The following is a 14,203-nucleotide window of genomic DNA, read 5'->3' as shown; positions in this document are numbered from 1 at the left end:
CGTCCGCGGGAGAGGCTCGTCCGTCACAGGTTCAGGGAGCAGAGAAAGGCATGGAGTTCCTGGTCGAAGAGCGCGGTGTTCTCCAGATTGACCATATGGCCCGCGCCCGGTATCCGGACCCTGTGGGCGCCGGGGACGGACAGTGCTATCGCATGGGCGTTGGCGGAGATGTCGCGGCCGTCGAGATCGCCGTCGCACACGACCGTCGGCACCCGGATTTCCCCCAGCCGCCCGGCGGCTCCGACCTCAAGGGGCATCCCGCCCCCCGTCCCCTCGCCATGCACCTCCACATTGGCCTCGGCCGAGGCGCGCATCCGCTCACGGAATCCCGGGTGCACCGCGGACGGTTCGCGGTGCGGTCCGTCCACCCACATCCGCAGGAAGTGCTCGATATAGCGCTCCACGCCGTCCGGTGCGCCGATCGCCGCCACCTGCTCCTTGATGTGCTCCAGGATGAAGGGGTCGGTGAAGGCGCGGCCGCTGATCCCGGGGGAGGCGAGCGCGAGAGCCGCCACCCGGTCCGGGTGGGCGAGGGCGGTGTCCAGCGCGACCCGGGCGCCGTGGGAGAGGCCGACGAGGACGGCGCGGGGCACGTCGAGGGCGTCGAGAAGCGCGCACAGGTCGTCGTGATGGGCGTAGTCACCGGCCACGGTGGAGGACAGGCCGTGGCCGCGGAAGTCGTAACGGATCGCGCGCAGGCCGGAGTTCACCAGCCAGGCGAACTGCTCGTCCCACATGTGTTGGTCGAGCATCGCGCCGTGCAGCAGTACCACCGCGGGGCCCGAGCCCGCCGTCTCGTAGAAGAGTTCGCCCTCCTCGACCGGCACGAGGCCGTTGTCGATCTCGGACCAGGCGGTGATTCTGCGGGTCATTCTCTGAGCCGTCCTTTGTGCGTCGGATGCGGTGAGCTGGGCTGGATGCGACTGGCGTCGGTATTGCCGCGACTGTCGGGTTCCTCCGGTGGAACGTGTGAGCCGTTCCCGAGGTGCCGGAATTCCTCACCGAGTCGGTCGAGTACGTGCAGCGCGGTGCGGAGGTCCTCGGCGGGCAGATCGGCCAGCCGCTGCCGCAGCTGCGCCGTCTCGAACGTCTGGATCCCGCGTATCGCCTCCGCGCCCTCGCTCGTGAGCTGGATCAGCGACGAGCGGCGGTGGGCGGGGTTGGGTGCCGTCACCGCCAGCCCCAGTTCGACGGCGTGGTTCACCCAGCGCTGCACCGGCTGCCGGTCGAGGTCCATCGCGCGCGCCAACTGCGGGACGGTCCGCGGACCTTCGGCGTGCAGCGCGTCCAGTAGTGCGTGTTCCCCGGCGGTCAGGCCCGTGCCGGACAGTTCGCGTTCCACCACGCGCACGACCGTGCGGTGCAGTGGCCACAGGCGCCGGATGACGCCGTACAGCAGGTCGTCGTCGGGCGCCGGTGCTCCGCCGTTGTTGCTGTTGCTGTTGCTGTTGCTGTCGCTTTCGCTGTCGCGCTCGATGGTGCTCATGGACATGGACTCCCCCTCGATGACACTCATAGTGTCATGGTGACACCGGTGATGTCGTTTGGGAAGGGGGTTGCCGCGGAAAGGAGTTGGAGGGGACAACGAGTCTGACGGGGCTCGTGTGACCAGTGGGTGAGGAAAGGCGGACGGTGGATGAAGGTCTCTTTGTTGCGTGCGGTCGGGGTGGCCACCGCGGCGTACGGGGTGGCGGTGGCCGCGGCGCCCGGTCTGCTGGCGCGGCCCTCGGGGCTGGTCGATACCGCGGGGCGGACCGCGCCGGCGACCCGGACCTCGCTGCGTCCGCTGGCCTGGCGGGACGCGGTGAGCGGGCTGGCGCTGGCGCTGGCTCCGGAAGGGCCGGCGCTGCGTACCGCCGCATATGTGCGGATCGCCGCCGACTTGGGGGATGCCGCGCTGCTCGGCGCGACGCTGCCGGGGCGCGGCCGCCGGGCGGTGGCGGTGGCGGTGTCCGTGGGCTGGGGCGCCCTGTCGGTGGCCGGGCTGCTCGCCGACGAGCAGCGGTAAGGAGGCCGGGAGCAGGGGCCTATGCGCCTTCGGGGGACGGAGCCTCGTCGGGTGTGAAGCGGATGACGAGGTCGGCGAGCTCGCGGGTGGCCGCCACGACACGGGCGTTGGCCTCGTCCGAGGCGAGCACGAACCGCTCGGCGTCGGCACGCGGGCGTCCGAAGCGCTCATGGCGGTCGATCAGCCGCCGGATCCGCTCCGCGCCGTCCAGCTCCACGTACCAGACCTCGTCGAGCAGTGCGCGCACCCGCGACCAGGGGGCGGAGTCGAGCAGGAGGTAATTGCCCTCGGTGACGATGAGCGGGATGTGGGGTGCGACGGGGATGCTGCCGGCGACCGGCTCCTCGATACGGCGGTCGAAGGCCGGGGCGTAGACGGAGGTGTCCGGTTCGGGGGAGCGCAGACGGGCCAGGAGTGCCGCGTAGCCCGCGGGGTCGAAGGTGTCCGGTGCGCCCTTGCGGTCCCCGCGGCCCAGACGGCGCAACTCCGCCTCGGCGAGATGGAAGCCGTCCATCGGCACCAGCGCCGCCTGCCCGGCCAGCCCGGCCACGAGATGGGCGGCGAGGGTGGACTTCCCGGCGCCCGGCGGGCCGGTGATGCCGAGCAGCCGGCGCCGGCCGGGCGTGGCGGAGGCGGCGAGGTCACGGGCGCGGGAGAGGAGGTACCGGAGATCCATGATGTCTCCATCGTGCCTGACCCGGAGGCGCATCGGGCGGCTGCGCTCCGGGGCGGCGGCCGCGTCTCACGGTTCAGATGGGCACCGCCTGGCGGCCGTGCCTCCCGGTCCACACCGGCCCGGCCCGGTGGCCGCGCCGCCGTCCCGCCGCGGCCCCAACCCGCCCGGCCTCAGCGGGAGTCGGCCGTACCCCCGGCCGCGAGGCCCAGCCGCCACAGGGACGTGACCTCGGCGGCGCGGGCCACATGGAGCGGGTCGGAGGTGTCGCGGGCGCGCGGATGGCGGGGGGTGATGTCGAGGCGTCCGAGGACCGTCAGGCCGGAGGCGGCGAAGGCGTCAAGGAGCGCGGCGTGCGGACGCAGGCCGAGGTGCTCCGCGAAGTCGGAGAGGATCAGCCAGCCCTCGCCGCCTGGTGTCAGATGGTCCCCGAGGCCGCCCAGGAAGCCGTGCAGCATCCGGTTTCCCGGGTCGTACACCGCATGCTCCACAGGGGACGTCGGTTTCGCGGGCACCCACGGGGGGTTGCAGACGACCAGCGGGGCGCGGCCGGCCGGGAACAGATCGGCCTCGACCACCTCCACCTGTCCGGCGACGCCCAGCCTTTGGGTGTTCTCACGGGCGCAGGCCAGCGCCCGCGGGTCCTGGTCGGTGGCCACGATCCGGCGTACTCCGCGCCGGGCGAGCACCGCGGCCAGTACGCCGGTGCCGGTGCCGATGTCGAACGCCAGCTCCTGGGAGGGCAGCGGTGCCTCGGCCACCAGGTCGACGTACTCGCCGCGGGCCGGGGAGAAGACGCCGTAGTGCGGATGGATGCGGTCGCCACCGAGCGCCGGGATCTCCACGCCCTTCCTGCGCCATTCGTTGGCGCCGATGAGGCCGAGCAGCTCGCGCAGCGAGACCAGGGAGGCGGTCGGATCCCCGCCCTCGGCGGTCCCGGACGCCTCGTCGCCGGCGGGCTCGGCGGGGCCGTACGCCCTGGCGCAGGCCTCGCGGACGTCCGGGGCACGGTGCAGCGGGACGGCGAGGGACGCGTCGAGCGGGACCAGCAGCATGCCCAGGATGCGGGCGCGTTGATTCTGCGCGGCGCGGTGCAGATGGAACGCCTGGGTGACGTCGGCGGGCGGTGCCTTGCGGGGGCGGCGGTCGATCCGGCGGGCCATCGCGGTCAGCAGCTGGCGGGCGTTGTGGAAGTCGCCGCGCCACAGCAGTGCGGTGCCCTCACAGGCGAGTTTGTAGGCGTCGTCGGCCTTCGTCCGGTCGTCCGCGATGACGATGCGGCGGGGTGGCGGAGCGCCGTTCTCGGAGCGCCAACGGGCGCAACGGGCCTCGTCGGCCTCGGTCCATTCGACGACCGGCGGTTGGTTCACCGAAGTGTGCCTCGCGTGTGTGGTTCGGACCCCGCCGAGGGGTGCCGCCCAGGGAGGCGGTCCCGGTCCGGCGTCCGGGGAGCGCGTACGGCTCACAGGAGACGGGGGGCGTGGTGTGACGGTCGATTTTACTCCGGATCGGGGAGGCGCCCGCCCGTACGGCACCGCCCGAGCGGCCCGGGCCCGCAGCCCGCCCGCAGCCCGCCCTCAGCCGATGCCGAACGCCCCGGCGTAGCGCACCACGCCGCGCGGGGGCGGGGAGCCGTCCAGGGACAGCGCCATGAAGGCCTCGTCCGGCCAGGGCTGCGGGGGCTGGATGCCGAACCGGGAGGCGGCCGGTACGAAACCGAAGCGCGGGTAGTAGGGCGGATGGCCGAGCACGATCGCGGTCCGCTCGCCGGCCGCCTGCGCCGCCGCGAGCAGTGCCCGGATCACCGCCCCGCCCGCACCGCTCCGCTGGAACGCGGGCAGCACGGCACAGGGAGCGAGCGCCACGGCGGGGACCTCGCCGACATGACAGCGGGTCAACAGGGCATGGGCGACCGGGGTGCCGTCCGGTGCGTCGGCGACCCAGGACAGCCCCGGCAGCCAGGCCTCCGGGTCGCGGCGCAGCGCCTCGACGAGGTCCGCCTCCTGGGCCGTCTCGAAGGCGGCGAGGTGGAGACGGCGGACGGCCGGCCGGTCCTCGGCGGTCTCGGGGCGGGGCCGCCAGCTGGCGTTGGCCGGGGGAGTGGGGTCGCCGCCGGTACCGCGAGAACCGCCGGGATCGTTGGCGGCGCCGAGATCGTGGAGGGTGTCGGGACCGTCGTGATCGTGGGAGCCGTCGGGATCGTTGGGTGTGCCGCTACCGCACATGCCGGTCATCGTCGCACCGGGCTGCGGCGCCCGGCCAAGGGTTTCCCGTCCGCGGCCGCCACCCCGGAGGCCGCCGGGACCACATCGGCGAGTTCTTGCCGGGCCGCCGGACTCTCGCCCGGCCACCGGGCCGCCCGGCTACCGGGCCACCGGGCCGCCCGGCCGCCGAGCCGCCAGGCCATCCGTTCAGCGCGCCCCGGACCGCTCCGGCCGGCGCATCAGAAACGCGGCGGCCGATCCGGCGGCGAAGAGGGCGACGGCCGAGAGGGCGGTGCTCACCCAGGACGTGCCGAGCCACTGCCCGCCGAAGTAGCCGAGGCTCACGCTGTATGCGGCCCAGGCGAGGCCGGCCAGTGCGGACCAGGGCAGGAACTCGCGGACCGTGCGGTGGGCGACGCCGGCGCCCAGGCTGACCACGGACCGTCCGGCGGGCGCGAAGCGGGCCAGGACGACGACGATGCCGCCGCCCCGGGTCAGCGCCGTACCGAGTCGCCGCTGCGCCGCGGTCAGCCGGCGGGAGCGGCCGATGGCGCGGTCGAAGCGGTCACCGCCGCGCCAGGCGAGGCGGTAGGCGACCATGTCGCCGAGCACCGAGGCGGTGGCGGCACACAGCAGCAGCGAGAACACCTGGGCCAGCGGGGCTCCGCCGTGGACGGAGGCGGCGACACCGACGCGACCGACCGCGTCCACGGCGCTCCCGGCGCCGGCGGAGGTGGTGGCCGCGGCGATCACCAGGATCCCGCTGGGCAGGATCGGGACGAAGACGTCGAGCACGATCGAGCAGCTGACGACCACATACACCCACGGGGTGCCACTGAGGGACCCCAGGCTTTCCAACAACGTCCTACTCCCGGTCCGAACCCCGCCGCGACGTCGCTCGGTGCGGCAGGGGCGGCCCTTCAGCCATACAGCGTACGCCTGTGCGCCCGGCCCCCTCCGGCCGGGTGACCGGGTGGTCGGCCGGAGGGGGAACGCGGCAAGGCCCGTACGGCGGGGATGCCGTACGGGCCAGGGAGGTGCGGCGCCGGGGAAGTGTGCGGGGCCGCGGAGGTGCCTCCGGGTGGAGTCGGCGCCTCAGGCGGCGGACGGCTCCTGCTGAGCGGCCGGCGCCGCCGGCTCCGTGCGCGCGCCGAAGAAGACCCGGTCGAGTGCCCAGGAGCCGGGGCCGGTGAAGAAGACCAGCAGGAATGCCCAGCAGAACATCACGGACGCCTCGCCGCCGTTCTGGATCGGCCACAGCGCGGTGCCCTGGTGCGTGGAGAAGTAGGCGTACGCCATCGAACCGGAGCTGAGCAGGGCCGCGGGGCGGGTGCCCAGGCCGAGCATCACCAGCAGGCCGCCGGCCAGCTGGATCACGGCGGCGTACCAGCCCGGCCAGCTGCCGGTGGGGAGGGTGCCGCCCTGACCCATGGCGCCGCCGAGGACACCGAAGAGCGAGGACGCGCCGTGGCAGGCGAAGAGCAGCCCGATGACGACGCGGAAGAGTGCGAGGACGTGTGGGGTGGCTCTCTGGAGGAACGAGTCCAGGGATGCAGACATGGTGGGGGCTCCTACGGCTTTTTGGGGACGGGTAACCGCTGGAGGCACAGGTTAGGGAAACCTAACCAGTACTTGCAAGTTCAACCTCTGGCCATATGGGACCTTTGGCTCGAAGCGGCAGATCGCGCTGCCGGAACCGTGCCTCCACGCGCACCGGCACCTGTATGTACCCCGGCAACCGCCACCCGCAGCGCCGCCCGTGCCACCGCATCCGTATCGGCGAGGGTGACCGACCCCACACCCGGTCGGGCCCCGGCCGCCGTCACCCAGTGCACGCCCTCCGTCGGGACCCCCACCGCGAACCGCCGCGGATGGCGCCGGCCGTCGGCCTCGATCAGGTGGTACGGGCTCGGCGACACATCGAGCCCGCCGGTCTCGTAGCCGTCCACGGTGTGCGGGCGGCAGCCGCCGTCGGCCAGCAGCCGGGCCAGCAGCGCATCCCCGGTGCGCCGCAGGTCCGGCTCCGGCAGCCGCGCCTCGATCAGCGCCGCCGCCGTCACCTGGGACCCCGTCACCTCCGGGGAATGGGCCGTGAAACCGGGCCCGCGGCCGTCGGCGGTGCCCAGCCGGACCGCCATCCGCGGGCCGACGACCTCCAGCACCCCCGCCTCGATCAGCGCGGCCATCTCCTCGATCCGGCGCCGCGGCGGCCCGATGGAGAGGAAGGCGTTGAGCGGGGTGTACCAGCGGTCCAGGTGGTCGCGGCGGGACACGCCGGCCAGCCCGCCGTGGTCGACGATCTGCCGCAGCTCGTTGCGCAGATCCCGCAGGACGTCGAGGGCCGCCTTGACCGGGCCGGACACATTGTTCTGCCGGGCGTGGGCGACGTCCGTGCGCAGATGGCCCAGCAGCCACTCGCGGAAGGCCGCGGGGCCGGCGAACGACTGCTCCGTGTGCGGCCGGGCGAGGCGGTCCCAGTCCCAGCGTGCGTCCGGCGCGATCCCGAAGGCGTCCAGGACGGCCGCCTCTTCGGGGCCGCGGTGCGCGCCGGCCAGGAACCGCTCCCGGAAGCGGAGCACCGCCGCGCTGCCCACGCCGCGCCGCGCCAGCAGCGCCTCGTAGTAGACCGCCTCCACCTCCTTGGCCACCAGGGGCCAGACCTCCGTCAGGAAGTCGGGCAGGTCACCGGAGTCGGCACGGGTGCGGAAGGCCGCGCGCACCTCCGGGGTGAGCACCAGCGGCAGATGACGGCCGTGGGCGCCCTTCGCGTTGTCGCCCCGCGCGTGGTACGGGATGCCGCGCCGGGAGCCGGCGTAGAGCCGCGGCTCACGGCCGGACGGCAGATACACCGGCGCACCGTCCGTGCCGCGGACGAACCGGCCGCCGCGGGCCGTCGTCAGCAGCGCCATGTGGTCGAAGAAGTTGAGGCCGAGGCCGCGCAGCAGCACCGGACGGCCCGGAGCCAGCGACTCCAGCTCGGCGGAGAGGTCGGCGGGGTTGGCGGGCGGCAGATAGTGCAGACCGTGCCCGGCGGCGTAGTCGGCCAGCCGCTGCTGCTCGGTGTCCGGTGCGGTCGGCAGATGGCCCTGGGCCAGGACCACCGCCCCCAGGCCGTGCAGTGTCCGGCCGTCGTCGAGGGTCAGCGACTGCGAACCGTCGGGCGCCTCGGTCAGCCGCACCGCACGGGCCGGGTGCGTCACGACCGTCACGTCCGGGGGAGCGGTGCGCACCGTGCGGCGGAAGACCCACTCCAGATAGCGGCCGTACAGCGCCCGCCCCGGGTAGTCGTCCGGGCCGACCTCGCACCCCTCCCAGTCGTACAGGCTCGGCCCGGGGCGTATCGGGCCGGCACACTCGACGCTGTCATCGGTGAACAGCGTGACCTGCGACGCCACCGTGTTCATCAGCAGCTCGGGCGGCTGGGCGGTGCGCCACACCTGCCCGGCACCGGGCGGGGCAGGGTCGATGACATGGACGGTCAGCCCGGTGCCCGGGGCCAGTTCGGCGGCCGAGGCGCAGAGCCGCTCCAGAACGCTCGTGCCGCGCGGTCCGGCGCCCACGAGGGCGAGGGCGGGCCGGGGGTGGCGGTCGGCGAGACGTTCGGCGGCCAAGAGGGGCGCTCCCTGGGGCGGCGGACGGCCGGCGCGTGCGGGGCGCGGCCGCCCGGTACGGGCGACGGGCAAACGTGCGCCCTATCATCACCGCCCTGTATACCGGCGCGGCACCCGGGTGCCACAAAGCAAGACGCCCGCTTCGGCCGGCCCGGGACACCGCCGGCCCCTCACGAATGCCGGGCCGCCCGCCTCATCCGCTCTTCGGCCGGTTCGCTCCCGGTACCGGACCGTCCGCGGCGGCGGATTCCCCGGCAAGGCGGGCATCGGCCACCTCCGTGCGCCAGACCGTCACGAGCCGGACGCCGCCCTGTTTCTCCCGGCGGGCCTGGTCCAGGGCGAGCCGCGCCGCACGGCCCGCCAGCGTCAGCGTCATCAGCTGGTTGCCGAACCACGGGCCGCCCGTACGCCGCCACTTCACCGGCGGCCGGGGCAGCCGCCCGTGCCGGGCCAGCAGCTTCCCCAGCCACCGGCCCGGCCGGCTCCAGCCGAACCGGAATCCGGCCTGCAGTATGCCGGGGATGCTGTTGTGGACGGGTGAGCAGGTCAACTGGAGCACCCGGCTCGCGGGATGCGGGCCGGCGCCACGGCGGCGCGGCTCCGCCACATAGGCGTGGTGCACGTCCCCCGACAGCACGCAGACCGTCGCCGGGGCGTCCCCGCCGGAGCCCGCCTCGGTGATCAGCTCGGTGAGCGCGGTGAACGACTCGGGGAAGGCCGCCCAGTGCTCCAGGTCGGCGCGCTGGCGCAGGGACTCGCTGTGCCGGGCCCAACGGGGGCCGCGTTCACCGGCGCACAGCGCGGCGTTCCAGCCCTCGGCGGCATGGACGAGATGCGGCAGCAGCCAGGGCAGCGAACTGCCGAGCAGCAGGTGGTCGTAGCTGCCGCGCTGCTCCAGCACCGCCTGCCGCAGCCATTCGCCCTCGGCCTTGTCGAGCATGGCGCGGCCGCCCTCGTCCAGGATCCGGCCGGCCCGGGTGTCGATCATGACCAGGCGTACCCGGCCGAAGTCCCGGCGGTAGCTCCAGCGGACGCCCGCCGGATCGTTGTCCGCGGCGGCCGCGAACTCCCGTACCAGGTCCGTCCCGTCGCCGGCGGCCCGTACCCGGGCGTACAACTCGTCGGCGGCCAGTTCCGCGGGCGACAGATTGCCCAGGTGCTGGTGCACCCAGTACGACATCAGGCCGCCGAGGATCCGCTCGCGCCACCACGGCGTCTCCCGCATCCGGGCCAGCCAGGCCGCCGAGGTGTTCCAGTCGTCGATCACATCGTGATCGTCGAAGATCATGCAGCTGGGGACCGTGGACAGCAGCCAGCGGACCTCCGGGCCGAGCCAGGATTCGTCGTAGAGATGGGTGTATTCCTCGTAGTCGGCGACCTGCTTCCACGGCGGCTCGCTGAGGTCGCGGCGGGCGGCCAGCGCACGGGCGGTCGCCTCGGAGGTCTGGTCGGCGTAGACCTGGTCGCCCAACAGCAGCAGGACGTCCGGGCGTTGCCGGCCGGGATCGGCGGCGAGGGTGGCGGCGAGCGCGTCCAGGGCGTCCGGGCCGACCGGGTCGTGCGAGGCGTCCGCCGGCGTCGCCGACCAGCGGCAGGAGCCGAAGGCGAAGTGCAGCGGCCGGTCCGGGGAGGCGGGGAGGGTGCGGATCGTGCTCGCGGGGAAGGGGCTGTCGGGCGGCGGCCAGACCGTTCCCTCGTCCAGCAATACCTGGTAGGGCGTCTCGCTGCCGGGCGCCAGACCGGTCACCGGGACCAGCGCGTAGTGGTGCCCGGCCACCTGCCAGGTGCGTTCCGCGCCGTGTGCCCCGCCCTCGCAGCGGATCCGCACCTCGCACGGCCGGTCGGTCTCCACCCACACCGTCGCGCTGGTGGCATCGACGTACCGCAGCAGCGGTCCCAAGCGCAGTCCGGCCATCGGTGCCTCCCCATGTCGTCGTCAGAGGATAAGCACACCGGGTGTCGCGAGAGGCGGGGGGCGGCGCGCCCGCCGGCCGGTGGTGTCCGGCCGGCGGGCCCGGGGGCGACGGCTCAGCAGCCGTCCAGGATCTTCTTCAGCGCGGCCTTCTCGGCGGAGTCCGCGGTCATGCCGTACTCATGCTTGACCCACACCCACATCCGGGCGTACTCGCAGTGGTACGAGTCCTTCGGCGGCAGCCACTTCGCCGGGTCCTTGTCCCCCTTCTCCTGATTGACGTTGTCGGTGACGGCGATCAGTTGGGAGTGGGTGAGGTCGTTGGCCAGCTCCTGGCGGCGCGCGGTGGTCCACTGCGCGGCGCCCGACCTCCACGCCTCGGCCAGCGGTACGACGTGGTCGATGTCGAGGTCGTCCGCCTTGGTCCAGGTCGCCCCGTCGTACGGCGAGACCCACTTGCCGCTCACGGCCGCACAGCTGCTGTCCTGCTGCACGTCCGTGCCGTCCCGCTTGAGGACCACCTCGCGGGTGTTGCAGTTCTTGCCCTGGTCGATCCAGTGCGGGAACTTCTCGCGGCTGTAGCCGTCCAGCGGGCCCTCGGCCTGCTCCTTGATGTCGGCGAGATACGTCCGTGCGGTGGCCGCGTCCGGGGGGCTGGGCGGCGCTGCCTGGGCGGACTGGCCGCTGAACACCAGCGTGCCGACCAGAGCGGCGGCCGCGCCCGCGGCGATGGAAACTCGACGCGCGTAGACCTTTGCCATCGAAACTCCCTGTATGTGGGGGGAAGTTGCCATGTGGTGCGGCCCATGGTGACGACGTGGGGTTGCCATGGGGCGGGCACCAGGTAACAGACTGGCGACATGCCCACGTCAGTTCAAGAGCTGACGGGAGACCATAAGTGCACAACCGCACTCCGGTTGAACCGCTCCCGCGCACGCGCCCTCCGCCGCGCCCCTACAGTGAGCGCGTGCTGCTGCCGGTCAACGCCACCCTCGGGGTCGTCCTCGCCGTCCTGCTCGTCGCCGCCGTGGCCCTCGCCGCCGCGGCACGTCTCGGCCACGCCCGCGCCATCGCCGTCGCCGGGCTGCGCGCGGCCGCCCAACTCGCCGCCGTCTCCTACCTCATCGGCTGGGTGGTGCATGCGCTCCCGTGGCTGCTGTGCTTCCTGCTGCTGATGTTCACGGTGGCGGTACGGACCGCCGGCCGCCGGATCACCCAGAACCGCACCTGGTGGTGGGCCGCCGCGCCGATCGCCACCGGCGTCGTCCCGGTCGTCGCCCTGCTGCTGCTCACCGGCCTGGTCCCGCCGCGCGGACTGACCCTCATCCCCGTCACCGGCATCCTGATCGGCGGCGCGCTGACCGCCACCGTGCTGGGCGGGCGGCGGGCGCTGGACGAGCTGGAGACCCGGCGCGGCGAGTTCGAGGCGGGTCTCGCGCTGGGGCTGCTGGACCGGGAGGCGCGGATGGAGGTCGCCCGCCCGGCCGCGTCGGACGCCCTGCTGCCGGGGCTCGACCAGACCCGGACGGTGGGACTGGTCACACTGCCCGGCGCGTTCGTCGGCATGCTGCTGGGCGGCGCCTCGCCCGTACAGGCCGGTGCGGTGCAGCTGTTCGTGCTGGTCGCCTTGCTGGCGGTGCAGGCGGCGGCCTGTGCGGTGGTGCTGGAGCTGGTCGCGCGCGGACGGCTGCACCGCGTACCCTCGGGGGCAGCAGAAGGGGAGTAGCTCTCTGCCGGACCGTCGACATAATGCCCTCCCGTCGCCCGACCACCACCCCTGGTGGAGCGCGCCTCGCGCGCTGTGACGACGTGGCGAGCCGGCGCCCGGAGCGCGGTACGCAGCCATCCGTACGGCGCCAGCGAGACCTTCGGCCGCAGTGTTTGACGCTGCCGTGCCGAAGCGACCCCCTTCCCGGGCCTCTTTGGTGCGGCCCGACCGATCGAGGTATGCCACCCCGTGTTCAGTCCCACCATCGCCGCCGTCGTCTTCGGCGTCGTCTTCCTCGCCGAACTGCCCGACAAGACCGCCCTCGCCGGCCTGATGCTCGGCACCCGCTACCGCGCCTCCTACGTCTTCGCCGGCGTGGCCGCCGCCTTCCTGGTGCATGTCGCCCTCGCCATCGCCGCGGGCAGTGTGCTGACGCTGCTTCCGCACCGCTGGGTACAGGGCGTGGTCGGTGTCCTCTTCCTGGCGGGCGCCGCCGTCCTGCTGTTCCGTAAGGGCGACGACGAGGAAGAAGTGAAGAAGCCCGCCGACCAGAGCTTCTGGAAGGTCTCCGGGGCGGGCTTCATGATGATCCTGGTCGCCGAGTTCGGCGATCTGACCCAGATCATGACCGCCAACCTCGCGGCCCGCTACGACGCCCCGCTCTCGGTCGGCGTCGGCGCCGTCCTGGCCCTGTGGTCGGTGGCGGCCCTGGGCATCCTCGGCGGCCGCACCCTCATGAAGTACGTCCCGCTCCGGCTCATCACCAAGGTCGCCGCGTGCGTGATGCTCGTGCTGGCGGGCCTCAGCCTGTACGAGGCGATCGCGGGCTGAGGGGGCGCCGAGGCGGGCGGGGCGCGGGGGCGCGGGGGCTGCCCGCCACGACCGTGCCGTACCGGCCCGTGCTGTACCGGCCGGCCCCGTGCCCGGGCTCCCTTCGCTCCGGGCCGGTTGCTCAGTCCGTGAGGTGGAGGGCGATCACGCCGTCCGCCCGCGCCTCGACGCGGACCTGGGTCAGGTCGCGTACGTGCGCGGTGGGCGCGAGCGCGGCGGCGCGGTCGCCGACGCCGAGCACCCGCATACCGGCCGCCCGGCCCGCCTCGATGCCCGCCTCGGAGTCCTCGAAGACCAGGCAGTCCTCGGGGGCGAAGCCCAGTTCGGCGGCGCCCTTGAGGAAGCCCTCCGGATCGGGCTTGCTGGCGCTCACGCTCTCCGCCGTGATCCGTACGGCAGGCATGGGCAGCCCGGCCGCACCCATCCGGGCGTCGGAGAGCGCGATGTCGGCGGAGGTCACCAGGGCGTGCGGCAGGCGGGCCAGGGCGGCCATGAAGGCGGGTGCGCCGGGAATTGGCACCACGCCGTCCATGTCGGAGGTCTCCTGGGCCAGCATCCGGCGGTTGTCCGCCACGTTGCGCTCCATCGGGCGGTCCGGGAGCAGCGCGGCCATGGTGGCCCAGCCCTGCCGCCCGTGGACGACCGTCATGACCTCGTCCGCGTCCAGCCCCTGCTCGGCCGCCCAGCGCCGCCAGCAGCGCTCGACGACGGCCTCGGAGTTCACGAGGGTGCTGTCCATGTCCAGCAGCAGGGCGCGGGCGGTGAGCGTGGTGACGGCCGTCATCGGCGGGCTCCTGTGCTTCAGGGCATGCGGACGGCGGCGTCGGCCGCGCAGAAGGTCAAGCGGCTCCGCCCGCCGGTCAGGGAGTGCGGGCGGAACCACTTTGTTCAACCACAATACAAAACGTTCCCGGGTGTCGACAACCGGCCCCGTCAGCGCCCCGCACCGTCGGGGCTACGGCCCGGCGGTGCGGGACTCCAGCGACGCCCGTGTCCCGGCTCCGTAGACGCCGTCCGGGTCGCCGGTCACCCCGTAGAGCCGCTGGTAGCGCGCGACCGCGGCCCGTACCTCCGCGTCATAGCGGCCGCTTCCCGCTCCCGGATACAGGCCGAGCTGCCGCAGCCGACCCTGGAGTTCCGCCACCTCCGGACCGGCGGCACCCTCGCGTAGCACCAGCGGCCCGGTGGGTGGGGCGCTCGGGGGCGTCGGGCTGTAGGGGGAGTCGGCGACGCTGCCGGACGCCCTGGTGGGGGCG

At 73.7% G+C, this 14,203-nt stretch carries 15 protein-coding genes; 3 read left to right on the top strand and 12 right to left on the bottom strand.

What is annotated here, in order from left to right:
• Positions 1 to 23: 23 nt before the first annotated feature.
• A complete protein-coding gene (locus EST54_RS20115; RefSeq protein ID WP_129249027.1) occupies positions 24 to 872 on the bottom strand; it encodes an alpha/beta fold hydrolase in 849 nt (282 codons plus the stop codon).
• Entirely contained in the window at positions 869 to 1,516 is a 648-nt protein-coding gene (locus EST54_RS20110; RefSeq protein ID WP_239013770.1) for a MarR family winged helix-turn-helix transcriptional regulator, read from the bottom strand. Before EST54_RS20110 ends, EST54_RS20115 begins: the two co-directional genes overlap by 4 nt.
• Positions 1,517 to 1,636: 120 nt before the next feature.
• On the opposite strand from EST54_RS20110, the gene EST54_RS20105 reads away from it, so the two are divergent.
• Entirely contained in the window at positions 1,637 to 2,008 is a 372-nt protein-coding gene (locus EST54_RS20105; RefSeq protein ID WP_129249026.1) for a hypothetical protein, read from the top strand.
• Positions 2,009 to 2,027: 19 nt separating this feature from the next.
• Here the strand turns inward: EST54_RS20105 and EST54_RS20100 are convergent, their stop codons facing one another.
• The 8 genes from EST54_RS20100 to EST54_RS20065 form a co-directional block, all read right to left on the bottom strand.
• Positions 2,028 to 2,684, bottom strand: a complete 657-nt coding sequence (locus EST54_RS20100) for a nucleoside/nucleotide kinase family protein (RefSeq protein WP_129249025.1) — start codon at positions 2,682 to 2,684, stop codon at positions 2,028 to 2,030.
• A 170-nt stretch (positions 2,685 to 2,854) separates the two neighbouring features.
• The gene (locus EST54_RS20095; protein WP_129249024.1) at positions 2,855 to 4,051 is read right to left on the bottom strand and encodes a methyltransferase; all 1,197 of its coding nucleotides are present in this window, start codon (positions 4,049 to 4,051) and stop codon (positions 2,855 to 2,857) included.
• A gap of 207 nt (positions 4,052 to 4,258) precedes the next feature.
• Positions 4,259 to 4,906 carry a GNAT family N-acetyltransferase gene (locus tag EST54_RS20090; RefSeq protein ID WP_129249023.1) on the bottom strand — a complete coding sequence of 216 codons (648 nt, stop codon included), beginning with the start codon at positions 4,904 to 4,906 and terminating at the stop codon, positions 4,259 to 4,261.
• A gap of 186 nt (positions 4,907 to 5,092) precedes the next feature.
• Positions 5,093 to 5,746, bottom strand: a complete 654-nt coding sequence (locus tag EST54_RS20085) for a DedA family protein (protein WP_167511577.1) — start codon at positions 5,744 to 5,746, stop codon at positions 5,093 to 5,095.
• Positions 5,747 to 5,980: 234 nt separating this feature from the next.
• The gene (locus tag EST54_RS20080) at positions 5,981 to 6,445 is read right to left on the bottom strand and encodes a DoxX family protein (protein WP_129249022.1); all 465 of its coding nucleotides are present in this window, start codon (positions 6,443 to 6,445) and stop codon (positions 5,981 to 5,983) included.
• 80 nt (positions 6,446 to 6,525) lie between these two features.
• Positions 6,526 to 8,496: an FAD/NAD(P)-binding protein gene (locus EST54_RS20075; RefSeq protein WP_129249021.1), complete on the bottom strand. Its 1,971-nt coding sequence runs from the start codon at positions 8,494 to 8,496 to the stop codon at positions 6,526 to 6,528.
• 193 nt (positions 8,497 to 8,689) lie between these two features.
• The gene (locus EST54_RS20070) at positions 8,690 to 10,411 is read right to left on the bottom strand and encodes an alkaline phosphatase D family protein (RefSeq protein ID WP_129249020.1); all 1,722 of its coding nucleotides are present in this window, start codon (positions 10,409 to 10,411) and stop codon (positions 8,690 to 8,692) included.
• Between the two features lie 113 nt (positions 10,412 to 10,524).
• Entirely contained in the window at positions 10,525 to 11,169 is a 645-nt protein-coding gene (locus EST54_RS20065) for an HNH endonuclease family protein (RefSeq protein ID WP_129249019.1), read from the bottom strand.
• A 206-nt stretch (positions 11,170 to 11,375) separates the two neighbouring features.
• On the opposite strand from EST54_RS20065, the gene EST54_RS20060 reads away from it, so the two are divergent.
• Entirely contained in the window at positions 11,376 to 12,134 is a 759-nt protein-coding gene (locus EST54_RS20060) for an ABC transporter permease (RefSeq protein WP_129249018.1), read from the top strand.
• Between the two features lie 231 nt (positions 12,135 to 12,365).
• Positions 12,366 to 12,947 carry a TMEM165/GDT1 family protein gene (locus EST54_RS20055; protein ID WP_129249017.1) on the top strand — a complete coding sequence of 194 codons (582 nt, stop codon included), beginning with the start codon at positions 12,366 to 12,368 and terminating at the stop codon, positions 12,945 to 12,947.
• 121 nt (positions 12,948 to 13,068) lie between these two features.
• Here the strand turns inward: EST54_RS20055 and EST54_RS20050 are convergent, their stop codons facing one another.
• The gene (locus EST54_RS20050; RefSeq protein WP_129249016.1) at positions 13,069 to 13,731 is read right to left on the bottom strand and encodes an HAD-IA family hydrolase; all 663 of its coding nucleotides are present in this window, start codon (positions 13,729 to 13,731) and stop codon (positions 13,069 to 13,071) included.
• Positions 13,732 to 13,902: 171 nt separating this feature from the next.
• Positions 13,903 to 14,203 (bottom strand): peptidoglycan-binding domain-containing protein (locus tag EST54_RS20045; RefSeq protein WP_135796894.1); only part of this gene is annotated, 301 nt, incomplete at its 5' end.

Origin of the sequence: Streptomyces sioyaensis (assembly GCF_004122735.1) — a bacterium.
Classification (GTDB): Bacteria; Actinomycetota; Actinomycetes; order Streptomycetales; family Streptomycetaceae; genus Streptomyces; species Streptomyces sioyaensis.
This window is presented reverse-complemented; position numbering and strand designations above follow the sequence as displayed.

What these genes read in the sequence shown, in the direction of transcription:
- EST54_RS20090 (WP_129249023.1), bottom strand. Translation starts at nt 4,906, where the DNA reads ATGTGCGGTAGCGGCACACCCAACGATCCCGACGGCTCCCACGATCAC.
- EST54_RS20110 (WP_239013770.1), bottom strand. Translation starts at nt 1,516, where the DNA reads ATGAGTGTCATCGAGGGGGAGTCCATGTCCATGAGCACCATCGAGCGC.
- EST54_RS20115 (WP_129249027.1), bottom strand. Translation starts at nt 872, where the DNA reads ATGACCCGCAGAATCACCGCCTGGTCCGAGATCGACAACGGCCTCGTG.
- EST54_RS20105 (WP_129249026.1), top strand. Translation starts at nt 1,637, where the DNA reads ATGAAGGTCTCTTTGTTGCGTGCGGTCGGGGTGGCCACCGCGGCGTAC.
- EST54_RS20065 (WP_129249019.1), bottom strand. Translation starts at nt 11,169, where the DNA reads ATGGCAAAGGTCTACGCGCGTCGAGTTTCCATCGCCGCGGGCGCGGCC.
- EST54_RS20050 (WP_129249016.1), bottom strand. Translation starts at nt 13,731, where the DNA reads ATGACGGCCGTCACCACGCTCACCGCCCGCGCCCTGCTGCTGGACATG.
- EST54_RS20070 (WP_129249020.1), bottom strand. Translation starts at nt 10,411, where the DNA reads ATGGCCGGACTGCGCTTGGGACCGCTGCTGCGGTACGTCGATGCCACC.
- EST54_RS20100 (WP_129249025.1), bottom strand. Translation starts at nt 2,684, where the DNA reads ATGGATCTCCGGTACCTCCTCTCCCGCGCCCGTGACCTCGCCGCCTCC.
- EST54_RS20080 (WP_129249022.1), bottom strand. Translation starts at nt 6,445, where the DNA reads ATGTCTGCATCCCTGGACTCGTTCCTCCAGAGAGCCACCCCACACGTC.